The 17,065-nt window shown below is 40.7% G+C and carries 14 protein-coding genes and 2 pseudogenes; 10 read left to right on the plus strand and 6 right to left on the minus strand.

The window, feature by feature from the left end:
- Positions 1-81: 81 nt before the first annotated feature.
- Positions 82-681, plus strand: a complete 600-nt coding sequence (locus tag EGC80_RS14045; RefSeq protein ID WP_101030729.1) for an HvfX family Cu-binding RiPP maturation protein — start codon at positions 82-84, stop codon at positions 679-681.
- A gap of 117 nt (positions 682-798) precedes the next feature.
- Positions 799-1,347, plus strand: a complete 549-nt coding sequence (locus EGC80_RS14050; protein WP_101030734.1) for an NAD(P)H nitroreductase — start codon at positions 799-801, stop codon at positions 1,345-1,347.
- 80 nt (positions 1,348-1,427) lie between these two features.
- On the opposite strand, the gene EGC80_RS14055 is transcribed toward EGC80_RS14050, so the two are convergent.
- On the minus strand, positions 1,428-1,628 hold the full coding sequence (locus tag EGC80_RS14055; protein WP_101030736.1) for a hypothetical protein: 201 nt from the start codon (positions 1,626-1,628) through the stop codon (positions 1,428-1,430).
- 239 nt (positions 1,629-1,867) lie between these two features.
- On the opposite strand from EGC80_RS14055, the pseudogene EGC80_RS14060 reads away from it, so the two are divergent.
- Positions 1,868-2,751 (plus strand): annotated as a pseudogene (locus EGC80_RS14060) (IS1595 family transposase).
- Between the two features lie 33 nt (positions 2,752-2,784).
- Here the strand turns inward: EGC80_RS14060 and EGC80_RS14065 are convergent.
- On the minus strand, positions 2,785-3,501 hold the full coding sequence (locus EGC80_RS14065) for a glutathione S-transferase (protein ID WP_124013759.1): 717 nt from the start codon (positions 3,499-3,501) through the stop codon (positions 2,785-2,787).
- 247 nt (positions 3,502-3,748) lie between these two features.
- On the opposite strand from EGC80_RS14065, the gene trhO reads away from it, so the two are divergent.
- The 4 genes from trhO (at position 3,749) to EGC80_RS14085 (ending at position 8,659) form a co-directional block, all read left to right on the plus strand.
- Entirely contained in the window at positions 3,749-4,756 is a 1,008-nt protein-coding gene (gene trhO, locus EGC80_RS14070) for an oxygen-dependent tRNA uridine(34) hydroxylase TrhO (RefSeq protein WP_124013796.1), read from the plus strand.
- A gap of 610 nt (positions 4,757-5,366) precedes the next feature.
- A complete protein-coding gene (gene yegD, locus EGC80_RS14075) occupies positions 5,367-6,773 on the plus strand; it encodes a molecular chaperone (protein WP_124013758.1) in 1,407 nt (468 codons plus the stop codon).
- Positions 6,774-7,115: 342 nt separating this feature from the next.
- Entirely contained in the window at positions 7,116-7,583 is a 468-nt protein-coding gene (locus EGC80_RS14080) for a CreA family protein (RefSeq protein WP_101030745.1), read from the plus strand.
- 536 nt (positions 7,584-8,119) lie between these two features.
- Positions 8,120-8,659, plus strand: a complete 540-nt coding sequence (locus EGC80_RS14085) for an N-acetyltransferase (RefSeq protein ID WP_101030748.1) — start codon at positions 8,120-8,122, stop codon at positions 8,657-8,659.
- Positions 8,660-9,090: 431 nt separating this feature from the next.
- Here the strand turns inward: EGC80_RS14085 and EGC80_RS14090 are convergent, their stop codons facing one another.
- Both EGC80_RS14090 and EGC80_RS14095 read right to left on the minus strand, forming a co-directional pair.
- Positions 9,091-10,005, minus strand: a complete 915-nt coding sequence (locus tag EGC80_RS14090) for an alpha/beta fold hydrolase (RefSeq protein WP_124013757.1) — start codon at positions 10,003-10,005, stop codon at positions 9,091-9,093.
- 33 nt (positions 10,006-10,038) lie between these two features.
- Complete coding sequence (locus tag EGC80_RS14095) at positions 10,039-11,001, minus strand: alpha/beta fold hydrolase (RefSeq protein WP_124013756.1); 963 nt, start codon at positions 10,999-11,001, stop codon at positions 10,039-10,041.
- 177 nt (positions 11,002-11,178) lie between these two features.
- Between EGC80_RS14095 and EGC80_RS14100 the strand changes: the two are divergent.
- Positions 11,179-11,550 (plus strand): annotated as a pseudogene (locus EGC80_RS14100) (transposase); the annotation flags it as partial.
- A 449-nt stretch (positions 11,551-11,999) separates the two neighbouring features.
- On the opposite strand, the gene EGC80_RS14105 reads toward EGC80_RS14100, so the two are convergent.
- A complete protein-coding gene (locus tag EGC80_RS14105; protein WP_124014290.1) occupies positions 12,000-12,923 on the minus strand; it encodes a LysR family transcriptional regulator in 924 nt (307 codons plus the stop codon).
- A 115-nt stretch (positions 12,924-13,038) separates the two neighbouring features.
- Here EGC80_RS14105 and EGC80_RS14110 point away from each other — a divergent pair, with 115 nt between their 5' ends.
- The gene (locus EGC80_RS14110; RefSeq protein ID WP_124014289.1) at positions 13,039-13,680 is read left to right on the plus strand and encodes a LysE family translocator; all 642 of its coding nucleotides are present in this window, start codon (positions 13,039-13,041) and stop codon (positions 13,678-13,680) included.
- 703 nt (positions 13,681-14,383) lie between these two features.
- Here the strand turns inward: EGC80_RS14110 and EGC80_RS14115 are convergent.
- A complete protein-coding gene (locus EGC80_RS14115; RefSeq protein ID WP_101030751.1) occupies positions 14,384-15,760 on the minus strand; it encodes an L-serine ammonia-lyase in 1,377 nt (458 codons plus the stop codon).
- 233 nt (positions 15,761-15,993) lie between these two features.
- On the opposite strand from EGC80_RS14115, the gene nagZ reads away from it, so the two are divergent.
- Positions 15,994-17,019, plus strand: a complete 1,026-nt coding sequence (gene nagZ / locus EGC80_RS14120) for a beta-N-acetylhexosaminidase (RefSeq protein ID WP_124014288.1) — start codon at positions 15,994-15,996, stop codon at positions 17,017-17,019.
- Positions 17,020-17,065: the final 46 nt, after the last annotated feature.

Genomic DNA, 17,065 nt, shown 5'->3' on the forward strand with positions numbered 1-17,065 from the left:
AGCTGTTAATCGCATAAGCTGAAATGTTTTTAATCTTCAGCGGGTCTATTACTACAACAACGATTTCAGCCTAGGTTATTTATGCAGACACTAAGTAGATTATATCAACAGTTTTTAAATGTGATTAAACATACAGAAGGCTTTGCTCCATTAGCGTTAAGGATTTATTTAGCACCAGTGTTAATGCAGGCTGGTTACAACAAATTATCACATTTTGAAGACACAGCCGCTTGGTTTGGTAATCCAGATTGGGGGTTAGGCTTACCGATGCCAGAAGTGATGACTGCTCTGGCTGCAGGCACAGAGTTGTTTGGTGGTTTTTTACTGTTAATTGGTTTGGCGACACGTATTGTGGCACTGCCGATGATGGCAACCATGGTGGTAGCCGCTTTTGCGGTGCACTTACCTAATGGCTGGTTAGCTATTGCCGATGCAAGTTCGTGGTTAGCCAATGAGCAAGTGTTGGCTTCAGCGGAAAAACTGTCTGCAGCAAAAGCGATTTTACAACAGCATGGTAATTATGAATGGTTAACCAGTTCAGGTAATTTCGTTATTCTCAATAATGGTATTGAGTTTGCCATTACCTACTTGATCATGCTATTTGCCATCTTTGCGCTGGGCGGCGGTCGTTACACCAGTGTCGATTATTTTATTTCTCGTCGTTATTTAAACAATACTTAAGCGCTATTTTCCTCAACAGGTGTTAACACAGATGATGTAAAGTTTTGAAAATAACCCACCAATTAAGTGGGTTATTTGTTAACATTAGTATCAGAACTCATCTAGAAGGACCGTATCTTGGACGCAACACAACTGCTACTAACCCGCCAATCAACTCCACGTCTTATTGCCCCTGCGCCGAATGCTGAGCAACTTACATTGTTACTCGATTCTGCAGCAAGAGTACCCGACCATGGTGCCTTGACCCCATGGGAGTTTATTATCGCAATCGATGAAGGTTTGGCTAAACTGGCGAATATTTTTGTTGATGCAGCTAAAAAAAAGGGTGCAGATGATGCTTTTTTAGCTAAAGTTGGCAATATGCCTTATCGCGCACCTATGGTGATTACTGTGGTCGCTAAAACGCAAGCACATAATAACGTTCCCGCTTTAGAGCAGCACATTGCAGCCGGTTGTGCGACGATGGCCATGCAGCAAGCTGCATTTTCGATTGGGCTTGGTGCAGTATGGCGTACAGGCGATTTTGCTTTTGATGCTAATGTTCATCAACAATTAGGTTTGTCGGCACAAGACCAAATAGTGGGCTTTTTATATGTAGGCACACCAGCGGTAACGGCGCCAACAAAGCCATTAAAAAATGGACGCCAATTCGCTCGCTATTTATAAGCGGGAGTAACAGATAATATAAGCCTTAATTTAGCCACGTGGCTCGCTGATGCTGGGATGGTTAAATAGGGCTAGGGCGTCTATTCGTAGAATTCAAGTGGGATTATGTTCTGATAAACATAATAGCCTAATGGTCCCATCAATAAACTGAGCATCGACCAGACAAAACGTTGAGCATTTCCGATAGGTGCTTTCGACATTAAGGCTCGATAGCAAAAGTGAATATGTAAAATTAGTAATGCGATAAGCATTATGACTAACGTAATATCCATATTATCCATGTCATGTTCCTTTGCGTTCTAGCAATGACTTATTTAAGTGTAAACTTAAAATCTCAATTTGCAGTAAAAATAATAGTAATCCATGTTATTAAACGGCTATTCACTGCTAACATCTTTAATCTACTTTAAAAATTAACGGATTAATAGTCTGTAAACTACTAAATATTACATGCCTATGCATCTGAGTCAGTTTTGGCCTATTCTTATAGTATAAATCAAGACTAGAAGTGAGATTTGCTATGAAAATGCCTGAAACGAGTTTTTTTGAATGGCAACGTCAATTCAGCGCTGAAATTGATTGCTTAAATCACATTAAGAAAATGAGATGGCCTAATGGTTTTGTTTGCCCTAGATGCTCTTGTGAGCATGCCTATGAGCTTACAACCCGCAATGTATATGAATGCAGTCAATGTCATAAACAAACATCGGTCACAGCAGACACATTATTCCACGGTAGCCGTATTCCTATCACTAAGTGGTTTTGGGCAATCTACTTTTTAGGCTCAGATAAAGGCAGTATTTCAGCATTAAGATTGAGCAAGCACATTGAAGTTAATTGGCGAACGGCACGTTTGATATTAAGTAAGCTGAGAACGGCTATGGGCCATAGAGACAGCTTATATAGACTGTCAGGCGTTATTGAAATTGATGATGCGTTAGTGGGTGGCAGAAGGAAGGGCAAGCGTGGACGTGGAGCAGAAGGTAAAACACCTGTTTTAGTTGCCGTTGAAAGCAAAGGAAAAAGAGCTGGATTTATTGCTATGCAGGCTGTAAATAGCGTTTGCCATGATAGTGTTGAAAAGTTCGTTGCCAAACTCTTAAGATACAGCAAAAAGTGCATACAGACGGCATACCTGCGTTAAACATTATAGATAAGACTCAACAACATGAAGCGAGGGTTACCCCCAGTGAGCTTGTTGATGAATGGCTCCCCTGGGTTCATATTGCCATTGGTAACTTAAAAGCATTTTTACTTGGGACATTCCATGGTGTTTCGGGAAAGTACCTACAAGAATACCTGAGTGAGTTCTGTTATCGGTTCAATCGTAGACAAATGGAAAGAGAAATACCTAACAGATTGTTAAATTTGGCAATAATTCACACGCCAATACATTCTTACTGAGCCAACTGCATAGGCATGAAATATTAATAATTTTTAATTGTTGCACAAAGGTATTAGTTGTCCATCATCATTTATTGAATGTTTGAGCTGAATCCCATTTCGTTGGGGTAACCACAATGGATATTTGTGCATGGTCACGTTAAATAACGGACTATTCATTAGCGTTGTTAACCAAACTCTCACTTTAGGGGATTGGTTGTTGTTAAACCATATCGGCTCAACATTAGCAAATTGGCGAATAAATGGAAAAATAGCCAAGTCAGCTAATGTGACGGTATCTGTGCATAAAAACCGATGTTGATTTAAGCAGGTTTCTAGACGTTGTATAAAGTTTTCTGCTTGTTGTCGATACCAGAGTTGACTGTATTCGGGGTATCTGTCGGCATACTTATATTTATCTAACCACGGTTTAAATTCATTATCGTTAGCATTAATGAGCGATTCTGTTGCTGGCTTATCTAACCAATATTGCAGTGACTGATACTCGGCTGGGGTTAAGTAGTTGGTTTCTGGTGCTGGGAGCTCAGTTAATGCAAAGCGCATAATATCAATACTTTCACTGATCACTTGGTTATCTGTTGTGACCAGCACTGGTACTGTGCCTTTGGCCGAAATGGCTAACATCTCTGCGGGTTTATGTTTAAGTTCAATTTCACGCACTAACGGATTAAGTTGGCTCAAATGAAGGCTAATACGTGCCCGCATGGCATAAGGACAGCGACGAAAGGTGTACAAAATAGCAGAATTCATTAGGGACCATATCAAATTAAGTCTGGCTAATAGAGTAACGCTTTTAAGGCCTGAATCCCAAAATAAAATGCTCACAACAAAGTAAAAAGGTGCGTCGGATTGTTTTAGTATTTTTTTGAGTGTGACTTAGGTATACTTGCGGCCGTTTTTTTGAGTCTGTGCACAGTGTGCCGGCCATATTATATGCACTGGAAATTAAGTTCCAGCCAGCGGAGTTTCAACAGTTATGCAAGAAGCTAAACAAGACATGATCCAACAAACATCTCAACCCCAAATTGCCGTATGCGCATTATATAAATTTGTCGCCTTACCTCATTTCGAGGCTGTTCGTCAGCCATTGCTCACAGTCATGGAACAAAATGACATCAAAGGTACCTTATTACTTGCCCAAGAAGGGATCAACGGCACTGTTGCTGGCACCCAATCCGCAATTGAGAATTTATTGGTCTGGTTAGACACACAACCAGGTTTAAATAACATTATCACCAAGCTGTCTTTTGATGATGAAATGCCATTTTATCGTACTAAAGTAAAACTTAAAAAAGAAATTGTGACTATGGGTGTTCAAGGTATAGACCCGCGTAAAGTCGTTGGCACTTATGTTAAGCCCAAAGACTGGAATGCACTGATTTCAGATCCTGAAGTGGTATTGGTTGATACCCGTAATGATTATGAAGTGAAGATTGGTACCTTTAAAAATGCGCTTAATCCCGTAACAGAGACTTTCCGTGAGTTCCCTGAGTACGTCAAACAAAACTTAGATCCTGCCAAGCATAAAAAAGTGGCCATGTTTTGTACCGGTGGTATTCGTTGTGAGAAATCAACCGCCTATTTAAAAGAGCAGGGCTTTGATGAGGTGTATCATCTTGAAGGTGGCATTTTAAAATATCTTGAAGAGGTGGATCAACAGCAAAGCTTATGGGAAGGTGAATGCTTTGTGTTTGACAACCGTGTGGCCGTTAATCACAGCCTTGAAAAAGGCCAATACGATCAGTGTAATGCTTGTCGTATGCCAATAACGGAAGCCGAAAAGCAATCTGAAGCTTATGTTCAAGGTGTGAGTTGCCCTCATTGCATCGATAATATTCCTCAAGAACAACGTCAGCGATTTATTGAGCGTGAGCGTCAAGTGCAATTAGCTAAGCAACGCGGTGAAGCGCATATTGGCAGTGATGTAAAGCAAGTCATTGATGCACGTCGTCAGCAAAAAGAAGCTCAGCGTAAAACACAAGAAAAAGCCAACAGCAAAGGTTAACTTGATGAGTTAACTCATTAGCAGCAAAAAACCCATCAGGACACGATGGGTTTTTTCGTTTTTGGTGAAGTGAGAGCGGCATTAACCTCGTAATCAATTTGCAACCGCGGCAGTTTTCTTTGCTCTTGGGCTAAGCCATTGCATGACAAATCATTCTCTAATGGTTGATTATTGACTAACGTTAACGTCACGGTTTATTTATCCACCATCAATTTGATAGGGTCAACACTTACCGAACGGGCTTAAGTTAAGCACAATAGCGGATCTAAATATGACTAAAAAATCCACGGCACATGTTTATCGTTGGCTTAGTGTAACCCTTGCATTAAATGATAATCAAGATATCGAGATGTCGGAAATAAGATTATTTTTAGCTGCCGATGCCATTTAATCTGCTAGAACATTGGTATGCAACATATTGAATAAACGATATTTAACCAAAATTATTACTAGGGAGATACGCTGTAAAGCTTATATTATGAGGTTTTTACGCCTGAATGAGTTATTCCTCAATGTGTCCCTTTGGATAAAACACGATAAATGGTTCAGCTAATATGATTATTATGTTATTTTGGGCGCTTTTTTAAATTGAACGACTGAAGGTAAGCCAATGTTTGTTGGATTTGATTACGGCAGTGCTAACTGTGCGATAGGGGTGATGGTTGATAATACGGTAGCATTATTGCCATTATCCGCGCACTCAGATTTTATGCCGTCAACCTTGTACGCGATGGATCGCGAGCTGATCGCTGAAGCAGTGTATTGGGGCTTACCTGAAAATTTACAAGCGCAGTATTCTCATTTGCGCAGTTCGCAATTAATGCGAGCAAAACAAATGCGCCATGAACTTGATTTGTCGCCTAATGAACAAGCCGTGTTTGTTGGTCAAGCTGCGATTGATGCCTATTTAGACATGCCTGAAGAAGGTTTTTATGTCCGTTCGCCAAAATCCTTTTTAGGCGCCAATGGCCTGCGAGCAGAGCAGATTGCCTTATTTGAAGACATCGTTACCTTGATGATGATGCATGTTAAAACCCTAGCCGATCAGGCATTAAACGCCAAATCGCTTACGTCTGCCAGCCATGCCGTGATAGGTCGACCGGTTAATTTTCAAGGTATAGGTGGCGAAGACAATAACCTGCAAGCTGAAGCCATTTTACGCCTTGCAGCAATTCGCTCTGGCTTCACTGATGTGAGGTTTTTATTTGAACCATTAGCCGCTGGCATGGACTTTGAGTCAAATCTTAACCATGACAATACCGTTTTAGTGGTTGATGTGGGCGGCGGTACGACAGACTGTTCTGTGGTGAAAATGGGTCCATCATACATTGCGCAACAAGATCGAAGCCTAGACTGCTTTGGCCATTCTGGCCAACGCATCGGTGGCAACGATTTAGATATTGCGCTTGCGATGAGCGGATTGATGCCAAGCTTTGGGGCAGACACGTTAATGATTAACGGTAAACCTATGCCAAGAACCCCTTTTTGGAACGCGGTTGCCGTCAATGATATTAGTGCTCAGCGTGACTTTGTTAGTTTACCTTCCCGTAAGCTCGTCGAGCAGTTAATAAAAGAAGCACAACAACCAGACTTATTAGTTCGTTTACAAAAAGTACAAAAAAATCAAATGAGTTATCAAGTTGTACGCCAAGCTGAAGCCGCTAAAATCAGTTTGTCGGACAATGAGACTATTCAATGTTCATTAGATTTTATTGAAAAAGAGCTGTTTGTACCATTAACGGCAGCGCAGTTTGAGCAAGCTATCAATGAACCTTTAGCTAAAGTTGAAGCGTTAATGAAACAAGCCATGAAAACGGCTATCACCAAAGCGGAGCAACAAGATTGCGATATGCCAACCACTCCTGATATTGTGTATGTAACAGGCGGTACGGCGCGTAGCCCGGCTATATACGATAAAATTGCTAGTGTGTATCCCAATGCCAAAGTGGTGGTGGGCGATCATTTTGGCTCGGTAACTGCGGGCTTAACACGTTGTGCTCAAAGTGCATTTAACTAAGTCGAAGTGCAGTTAACTAAGTCAAAGTGCAGTTAACGCATAAAGGTTGGCCATTATGCTAAAAAAGAGAATGTTAACAAGCATAGTGAGTCAGCAACGAGCTTGGTCAATAGGTTACAATGATAGCCATAATGCCGAACGCAATATGAGCTAGCATGTTGCTCAGCGGTGGTGGCGCTGATATCGGCAAAGTCAGTTTAGGCCTATTTATCATGAAAGGTATTTCATGAAAAGAATATTATTAAAGACATACCATTAATGTATGCCCTTAATTGCCTAACAACATTTTTTAAACCAGCCTCTTTTGACGATAATTAACTTCCAATATTACAAGGTTTACTGATGAAAAAAATACTCACTGCGTTATGTTTAACGGCACTTCTTACTGCTTGTTCTGACAACGAAGTAGGTGATGTTTCACTTGGAATGTTTACTACGCAAGATATAAAATTAAACATTTTAAAGGATGATATTGTCTCTGGTGTAACGTGTCACATCGCCTCAATAGAAGAAAACCTGAGTTTTTCAGATCCAAGTGATAGCTCTATCTCTTGCAGGCAAACAGGGGAAATCACCAAAGATATGATTGCACAAATAGATAAGAGTAAATCAGGTGAAGTGGTATTTAAAAAATCAAAAAGTATCTTTTTCAAAACGATGAAAATTAGAAGAATATTTGATGCTGACAATCAAACGTTAATGTATGTATCTTACTCTACTAAAGAAACATCAGGAAGTTTCAAACACAGCCTTTCGACTGTTCCACTCTGGGGAACCAAGGCATATGTTGAGCCGACACCAGCTCAATAATGACAAAGGCGGCCCTCAGGCTCAGGTCGCTTGCACGGATTATCTGCTGTCCCGTCATACTGAAGGTGGCATGGTAAAATGCACGGAAAGAGGCATGGAAAGAACCTATTAATTCAGTGGATTGAGTCAGCTAATGTTGATATTTAACCAGCAATGCAAAATAGTTACATAGCTGGTTTGTAGCGATAACTTGGATTCAAATAATAAGTGCAGAGGTTTATTAAATATCATATTTCGTCTGGGTAATATGGCAACAATATAAACTCATTTATGGATTACTCTGCACGATCAAGAGACCGCCATCTTATCGTTAACTCAAAAATCCATGGTATTGCTTCATCTGCGGCTAATGGTGTTGAATAACAAAATTGTTGTAAACGGCACAAAATACTGGTAAAGGCTTAGCATTATTATTCTAAGTCGTTTCTGTCACAAAGTGGGTTAGGGGGGCTTAACCCATTTTTAGCTCTCTATTTATATAAAAGTAAGTTCACAGGTCGATTTTAACTAACTTACGAAGATTCAAAGGGTTATTAATGCTTAGATTTGAACACTGTAATGTCAAAACTTGTACTAATGAATTACTCGCCTTGGGTCAGGGCGACATGAAAATGTGGTACATTTTTGATTGGTTAGATAAACACGAGGAATTACAAAACGGGACTCAAGCAGAAATAATTAAACTTTATGTAAATGATGAATTGGTAGGGTACAGTCTTTTTGAAAACTTTGAAGCCCGTGCTGACAAAAACACTTGTCATCAAGGTGTGACCTATAAAGAATTGGGTATTATTCACTTCGTAACAGTCATAGAGCATCGTAATAAAGGTTATGCTACGTTGTTGGCCAATGCTTTGTATAAAAATATTATTGAACCAATGTTGGCACGTTATAATGATTTTCATGTTTACGTCATAGCGACTGGTCGAGCTGTCCCATTAATGGAACGGACTGATATCCCTTCAAAATACCTAATCAAGCAATTTTATTCCGATTTATCGTTTAAAGAGAAAGTGGTCAATTACCTAAGAAAACAAGAACAAAATGCATTGAATGCAGTTCCTTGTGAAATTTAAAATAAAAAGCTAACAAGTTAATCTAAATTCACCAGACTTATCATAATGCGAATAGTGAGTGTTAGAGCTTAGGCACTCACAAGCTTCTGTTCAGGTACGATTTAGGGTGACCACTCTAAACTTAGGCTATGGCCTGCGGCCACTAACGTCGTGGGGCTTCACCCACACCAGACCAAAAGGAAACCAACGGCTGTTCCCTCTTTACTCTTTATAAAAGAGTTAGCCCAGCTGCCCCGCAACATGTTTGGTCTGGGTTTTGCCACTATACTGACCCTGATTGTGGTACCTATGCTTAATCGGATGCTGCATAAATTGGACGTGCCGGGTTGAAGTCCGTCAGTAAAAAAAGGGGATCCACTAAAGTGGCTCCCCTTATATTTTTAGACATCAGGCCTATCAATTAGATAGCAAGAAACAAAATTTTTGTTGCTTTAATTAGCACTCAGCCAATTAGAAATCTTTTGATTCACCAGATCAGGCGAAGACTGCATAAACCAGTGACCGCCAGGTACAACTTCAACTTGTCCCTTATTCTGCTCTTGTAGCTGCTTTTCCCAGCTTTTAGCATGGAACCAGACTTTTTTATCCTTGCCGTAAATGAAAAGGAAAGGCGTGCCATAATCTTTTATTTCTGTCGCCTTTGTTGTATTTTTCGTTAATACAGATTTCCACAAATGCCAGTACGGATAGGTCATACGGGGATCTGTTCGCAAATCCGCGATTGTTTTATTAGGGTCTACATCTTCAATTTTTAAAATGTTATCAGCAGTATATAATGCCAACTTTTCTCCTAAAAATTCAGGTAAAGTCCAAGCAACAGCAAGTGCAAAGGTGTATTTAACATTGATGGTTGGTCGTTTCTCTTCGCCAAAGCTGCCGATATCAAAGAGTACCAGGCTATCTACTAAGTCATTTTTCTTCAGATACTGAGACGCATAAACCGCGCCCCAGTCGTGAGCCAGAACGGTGACCTTGTCTTTATTTAAACCTCTAATAAAGGCGTTCATAATCATTCGGATCTGTTTTATATTGTAATGAGGTCTTTCCCCATTATCTTCTAACTCGAACCCCGGAAGGGTGAATCGAGCAATCGAATAATCATCTTTTAAATATTCAACCTGTTTGTCCCAAAGCTCCAAACTGTCAGGGTAACCATGGATGAACACTAAGGTCTCTTCACCTTCACCATCAAATTTCACTTCAAGGTTTTTTACTATTTCAGGCAGTTTTTTCTGAAATTCCGCATCAGGCATAGGACCCGTAAATGCAAATGTGTAAATGAGGTAGAGAACGGGAGAAAGTACAACGAGTACAATCAACAATAATCTAATTATAATTTTTTTCATGTGTATCCTTTGATAGACAAATTGAATTGAACCCTATTTATACTTAGCTAAATGAGTAAGCAAGTGGCCTGTTAGTTCTTGATATTTTTCCTGGATAATCCAGTGGCCGGCATCCATTTCGATGAATTGATAGTCAGCTTCAACGTAATTTCTGGTGTCATCAACGCCGGAACGCTTAAGCGCATGATCTTTATTTCCCCAAATAAACGTAACTGGCACGTTAACTTTGCCAACATCTAAACCGTTTGTGAATACAGGGAAATTGGCACGATACCAGTTGATGGCACTGGTCAGGGCTTTCTCCTGACCAAGAATACCAACGTAGTGTTCAATTTCTGCTGCGTCATGCTGCGTCCAAATAGATCTTAAACGCTCATAGTCACTTTTCGCCATCATGAATTCAGGTAAGATCGGTTTCTGAAAGAAACGGATGTAGGCACTCGCTTCATACTGTGTTGTATCTTCCCGGTACGCTTTACCAAAAGCATCAATATGAGGCACCGAAATCGCGGCATAGCTGATAACGCGATCAGGATTTTCTGCGGCAACCTGCCAACCTACCGCTGCGCCCCAGTCATGGCCAATTAAATGAAATGCTTCTAATTCGAGCTGGTCAGCAATCGCAATAACATCTGAAGTCAGGTATTTCAATTGGTATTGTTCAACGTCATCTGGTCGAGATCCAGCGCTGTAACCACGCTGATTGGGTGCAATGGCATAATATCCATTTGCAGTGAGTTCATCCATGAATGAGTCCCACATCACCGCCGACTCAGGGAATCCGTGGAGTAATATAACCGGTGTCCCCGTTTTGTCTCCGCGGATATCAACGGCAAAACTAAGGCCATTCGCTTCAATGGTAGTGTAGCTTTGCGGGTCTGTTGCAGGAAGGTCACCTTTTGCGATGTCAGTGGCATAAAACATGACGCCAGCCAATACACATACAGATACAGATACAGCCGCCAGGCTTAAGAGCGTTTTTTTTATTTTACTCATCAGTAGTTCCTTTGATAATATCTATTTTTTAGAGTAATAACTCTAATATTTAGAACAATAACTCTAATGTTAATGCAGTGAAACAAATTTTGATTGATTATGTGAAGTTGTCCCAGCTTAGGAAATTAAAAATTAAATATGGCCACCTAATTAAATATGGCCACCCAAGATTGTTGCACCAGCATTCAACGCCGAATACACTCAGCGATAAAAGGTGAACAACCAGCAGAGTTATTGCCTTTTGTGGGGAATGAGCGTCAGGATATGCCTAAAGGTTTAATGTTTAGTGTAAAAGACTATATTGTGCTAGTTGAAGATACAGGCAGGATTATTCGAGAGGATAAACGTGGCGCCATTAGTGCAAGTCGCCAAGCTATTCTTAATAGACTGAATATTCCTGCTGAAAACTGGTTAAAAATCACCACAGAGTTTGGGGTATTATTCAAAGGTGCTGTAGGGGCTTTGCCTGCATTAACAGACTATTGCGAACATTTAGACCGAAAACGACGACAAGGCGCAGCCAACTGCCTGCGCTGGTTGTGCGCCTAAGCAATCATGTCTTAATCCCACAAAACCATCTTCCACTTGATTGATATCAAGCTTTTCTGCTGCGTTAAATCGACCATATTACTGATGGATTGGCTATCGATTGCTAATTTGTTGAATCATCTTGTTGAATCATCCTGTTGAATTTGCTCATTGTGAAAATGATAAAAGGTGATCGCAACTCAAATAGGAAGAGGTTATGTTGTTACTTCAAAAAATGGGTGGCTATGTATTTTTGTATTTTTTCCGCCCACAAATGTGCCAAGGTGTGTAAATCATTTATGCCCCAAAGTAGCTTAGAGTAGCAGCACAATAACAATATGCTCATCTCGGTTTGCCATATATTTTCTCAAGTGATGAAAGGGATATACACCAAGATAGTGCAAGAGTATCTTGGTGCGACGTGGAGTATTTAAGAGATTAAACTGTAAAAAATATTTGAATTAACACGCTTAATCAGACTTAATGACAAGTAAATTCTGTTTCATAAAATCAATAAAAACGCGGTTTTTATTCGGCATGTATTTACTTTGCACATACTGCAAACAAATATCACCGTGATAATTACCCTGTAACTGCCAATCTTCCAATAGCGGAATGAGTGTCCCCGCTTCAATACCCTGCTGTGCGATATAATCCGGCAAACCACCAACACCAAAACCCTGTTCAATGGCATCACAACGCATTTCACTGTGATTAATCAAGTATGCTCCAGTTACGTGCACAGTCGCTTGTTGATTTTCATTGCTAAATCGCCAACGGTTGTCGGCCGTGTTTTCGCCTAAACAAAGGCATGATAGATATTTTAAGTCATCGGGGTGTGTTGGCAAATCATGGTTGGCGAGGAAATCAGGGCTGGCACATAATACCTGTTCAACGCGACCAATTTTAACATTGACCAATGCTTCAATGGGATTGTCATTAATATGAATCAAAAAATCAACACCATCATGAATGGGATCTAAAACACGGTCGGTCACTTTTAAATGCAACTGAATATCTGGATAGCATTTTAAAAATTCAATAAAGAGCGGTCGTAATACTCTACTCGCTAGCGATTTTGGTGCTGCGACTCTCAATAATCCACTCACCGTCGATGTTGTAGAGGTACTGGCATTAACCGCTTGCTCTGCAGACTCAACCATCTGTTTACAATAATCAAAAGTGATTTTCCCTGACTCCGTCAAAGCCAGTTGTCGCGTAGTGCGCTGTAATAGTTTGATGCCTAATGCATCTTCTAACCTGCTTATCTGACGGCTCACAGCTGAGGGTGTCACCCCCAGTTTTCTGGCTGCTTTACTAAAGTTCCCCTGCTCAACCACAGTGACAAAAATCGCCATGTCGGGCAACAAAGGGATTATTTTATTTGTGTCCACTAAGCACAAGTCCTTTTACAAATTGGTGTATTGTTTTAAATCTCTCACAAATTAACATGACTGCAGAGTAATAAATACGTTGCTGTAAGCATATTTTAAATAATGAGAGGTAAATATGGAGCTGTTAATAAATACTTATATGGCAGAAATTATTACGGTGAGCACCATTGCTATTTTTATGGCGGTGTTACCCGGGGCTGATTTTGTGATGGTGACCCGTACGAGTATTTACAATGGTCGTTTGGCAGGTTTATATACTAGTTTAGGTATGGCTTTATCTGTTTGTATACACGCCAGTTATTCAATTGCAGGATTAGCCGTCGTGATTGCAAATTCGGCATGGTTATTCAATTTAATTAAATACTTAGGAGCCGCTTATCTTATTTATATTGCTTGGCAGTTATTAACAACACGCGCGCTTTTAAATGCAGATCAAAACAATAAAACGGTTAATATTTCACCCTTTGCAGCGGTACGTTTAGGCTTTACCTGCAATATATTAAACCCTAAAACATCGATCTTTTTCTTAAGTATTTTTACTCAAGTGGTGTCACTAGATACTCCACTAATAATGCAGATAGGTTATGGCTTGATCATTATGTTGGCACATTTTATCTGGTACATCGGGGTTGTTTTACTGTTATCACACCCAAATATACTGCCTCTATTCAATCAGCATAAACAAAAAATTGATAAAGTTGCAGGATTTATATTGATGCTTATTGCGATAAAACTCATCTTAGTGAGTTCTATTTAAGTATGATTAGCTTTACCCGATGAGTGGTGATCGGGCGTTTTAGGCACTTCCCCAAATAGGCTGAGGGTCAGTTCTTTCTTTTTGCCTTTCTCAATAATTAGCGCCTGTTCTAAGGCGATATATGGACTCTGTAGAGATATACTGAATTTAACCACAGACTTAGAGGTTAATATAACTGCGCATAACGCATGTTATGCGCAATAGGGTGAGGGTATCAGCTAGATCCCTTCACTACCCCTAAACAATCTAATGTGTATTACTATCGACTAAAACAATAACCCTATCAAGGATCTGTCCAGAAATGCGTTACGTTCGATTGCAGCTAGAAACCGCAATCGCATCTCAGCGAAGAACTCGATTGTCAAACATTGGCTTGATGATGGGGGTGATAGGGTTGACGCAGTTTACAACGTTGTTGTCATTTTAATGATTTTCTACAATGGCAGAATGCTGTCTGTAGTTCAATTCAGTTTACCGCTATTTTGTTCACCAAAAAAGGGTATCTATCAACTCGATAATAGTGTGCTACACTCATTTGGTGGCTTGGATAATTGCGCACGAATATTGGTTAAATAGCAGGTTTAAAATAGTAGGGTTGAATGAGTCACTTAGTGCGCTTAAATTTTCATTTAATAGATACAAAAAATGCCTGTTAGAGTGACTAACAGGCATTTCACATTACGCGATTAAATTAATGCGTTAATTAACACTCGACGATATTCACCGCAAGACCACCTTTCGCGGTTTCTTTGTATTTGCTGCGCATATCTTTACCGGTATCCATCATGGTTTTGATGACTTTATCCAGTGAGACTTTATGGTTACCATCGCCGCGAAGCGCCATACGTGATGCGTTAATCGCCTTTACTGCACCCATAGCATTACGCTCAATACAAGGGACTTGCACTAAGCCGCCAACGGGATCACAGGTTAAGCCTAAGTTATGTTCCATGCCAATTTCAGCGGCGTTTTCAACATGTTCTACTGTTCCGCCCATAATTTCAGTCAACGCCCCTGCAGCCATTGAACAGGCTACGCCCACTTCGCCTTGACAGCCCACTTCAGCGCCAGAAATTGAGGCATTTTTCTTGTACAAAATGCCAATAGCGGCTGCGGTTAATAAATAACGGCAACACACATCAATATCAACTTCTTGCACAAACTTGTCGTAGTAACACAATACAGCGGGGATAATCCCTGCTGCCCCGTTTGTTGGGGCTGTCACGACTCGATCGCCTGCAGCATTTTGCTCGTTAACCGATAAGGCAAATAAATCAACCCAGTCCATTGCAGTCAGTGGGTCGATATTATTACGGCCTTCAGCTTTTAAACGGCGGTAAAGCGCTGGTGCGCGACGACGTAATTTTAGTCCACCAGGTAAAATACCTTCTTTCTGATAACCGCGTTCGACGCAGTTTTTCATCGTTTGCCAAATTTTCCACAAACCTTGTTTTACTTCATCTTCCGATGCAATACTCTGCTCGTTGGCCATCATTAAAGACGAAATACTTAAGCCATTGTCACAACAAAGTTGCAGTAATTGCAATGCACTATTGAAGTCATAAGGTGCTTGTTCAATGGGTGTCGCCGGAGAAGCATTTCGTTGAGTAATTTCATCTTCATCGAGAATAAAGCCGCCGCCAACAGAGTAATAGGTACGCTGGTAAATACATTCGCCTTTAGACAAGGCGAATAAGGTCATGGCATTGGCATGTGCAGGTAAGGTTTTGCGTCTGTGGAAGGTGACCCCTGCTTCACGGGTAAATGTCAACTGACGTCCATCTGCGAGGGTCAACTTTTGACTGGTCGATACTGTCTCTAAAATGGCATCGATAGCTTCGGTATCAACGGTTTCAGGGTCTTGACCCATTAAGCCTAAAACCACTGCTTTACCTGTACCGTGGCCTTTACCTGTTTGGCCTAGTGAGCCAAACAATTCTGTTCGTAATTCATCAATTTGATCCAATAAATTAATATCTGCGACATGCTGGATAAAAATTTTACCGGCCTTCATCGGGCCCACTGTATGTGAACTAGAGGGACCGATACCAATTTTGAACATGTCAAATACGCTAATCATGTGATTGAACCCTTGCTGAGTCGTTTATTGTTTTAGTTATAAGTGAGTATAATCGTCAAATGTAATGTTGGCGGTTTATCTCTTATTGTCACTAGAGTATCCCACAGATTAATCAATGACAGTTCATTAGATTTTTTTATGCATTATTTTCACATTAGCCAACCTTATACTTGATGTGTAATGTGACTTGATTAACTTGACGCAATAGTCAGCTGTATATTTAGGGGAAAGGTTTGAGCTATTTAATGATGGATCTTGCAGGTTTAACCATATCTGCGCTAGAAGCTGAGCAGTTACAGCATCCACAGGTGGGTGGGATTATACTCTTTAGTCGAAACTTTGAAAATAAAAGTCAATTAATTGAGCTGGTTAAGGATGTTCGCCATATTTGCCCTGGTTTATTAATTGCGGTTGATCATGAAGGTGGCCGGGTTCAGCGTTTTCGTGAGGGTTTTAGCTTAATTCCTGCTATGGGTGATATTTTACCTGCAGCTAAAGGCGACTTAACATTAGCTAAACAATGGGCAAAAGAGTGTGGTTTTCTAATGGCAATAGAGCTGTTGGCCTGTGATATAGATTTGAGTTTTGCACCTGTCTTAGACGTAAATGGTATAAGTGAAGTGATCGGTAAACGCAGTTTTAGTGCGCTTGCTGAGGAAGTTAGTGCATTGGCAGAACACTTTATTATCGGCATGAATGAGGCCGGTATGGCTGCCGTGGGTAAACATTTTCCGGGTCATGGCAGTGTTGCCGCCGATTCCCATGTTGCGATGCCTGTTGATCCGCGCAGTAAAGAGCAAGTGGAAGCTTTTGATATGCTCCCGTTTAAACAGCTTATAGACCAAAAACACCTGCAAGGCGTGATGCCCGCACATGTTGTTTATTCCAATATTGACCCCAACCCTGCTGGTTTTTCGACCTATTGGTTACAGACTATTTTACGCCAACAATTAGGATTTGATGGGGTGATTTTTTCTGATGATTTAGGCATGAAAGGCGCTAGTTTTGCTGGTGATTACCTTGGACGAGCTAAAGCGGCATTGGATGCTGGCTGTAACATGATTTTGGTGTGCAATGATCCGGTTGGCGTTAACGCCTTATTAACGGAGTTTGATTGGCCCATGGCGGAGCCTACACATACCGCATTATCGCTAACAGGTAATAGCGCGCAAACCTTACAGGCACTTGAGCAGCAAACGCGTTGGCAAACCGCGCAGCAATTGGCGATCGATATCACTCGAATTGCACAGTTAACCTAGCATAATGAGCTCGAGCACCATGAAGACTAGCAACCTGAGAAAAGGG

Origin of the sequence: Shewanella psychromarinicola, assembly GCF_003855155.1 — a bacterium.
In the GTDB taxonomy this organism is placed as follows: domain Bacteria; phylum Pseudomonadota; class Gammaproteobacteria; order Enterobacterales; family Shewanellaceae; genus Shewanella; species Shewanella psychromarinicola.

Bases quoted from the DNA above. Each gene is read 5' to 3' on its own strand.
- EGC80_RS14055 (WP_101030736.1), bottom strand. From the start codon at position 1,628: ATGGATAATATGGATATTACGTTAGTCATAATGCTTATCGCATTACTA.
- EGC80_RS14065 (WP_124013759.1), bottom strand. From the start codon at position 3,501: ATGAATTCTGCTATTTTGTACACCTTTCGTCGCTGTCCTTATGCCATG.
- EGC80_RS14115 (WP_101030751.1), bottom strand. From the start codon at position 15,760: ATGATTAGCGTATTTGACATGTTCAAAATTGGTATCGGTCCCTCTAGT.
- EGC80_RS14095 (WP_124013756.1), bottom strand. From the start codon at position 11,001: ATGAGTAAAATAAAAAAAACGCTCTTAAGCCTGGCGGCTGTATCTGTA.
- EGC80_RS14090 (WP_124013757.1), bottom strand. From the start codon at position 10,005: ATGAAAAAAATTATAATTAGATTATTGTTGATTGTACTCGTTGTACTT.
- EGC80_RS14045 (WP_101030729.1), top strand. From the start codon at position 82: ATGCAGACACTAAGTAGATTATATCAACAGTTTTTAAATGTGATTAAA.
- EGC80_RS14110 (WP_124014289.1), top strand. From the start codon at position 13,039: ATGGAGCTGTTAATAAATACTTATATGGCAGAAATTATTACGGTGAGC.
- trhO (WP_124013796.1), top strand. From the start codon at position 3,749: ATGATCCAACAAACATCTCAACCCCAAATTGCCGTATGCGCATTATAT.
- EGC80_RS14085 (WP_101030748.1), top strand. From the start codon at position 8,120: ATGCTTAGATTTGAACACTGTAATGTCAAAACTTGTACTAATGAATTA.
- yegD (WP_124013758.1), top strand. From the start codon at position 5,367: ATGTTTGTTGGATTTGATTACGGCAGTGCTAACTGTGCGATAGGGGTG.
- EGC80_RS14080 (WP_101030745.1), top strand. From the start codon at position 7,116: ATGAAAAAAATACTCACTGCGTTATGTTTAACGGCACTTCTTACTGCT.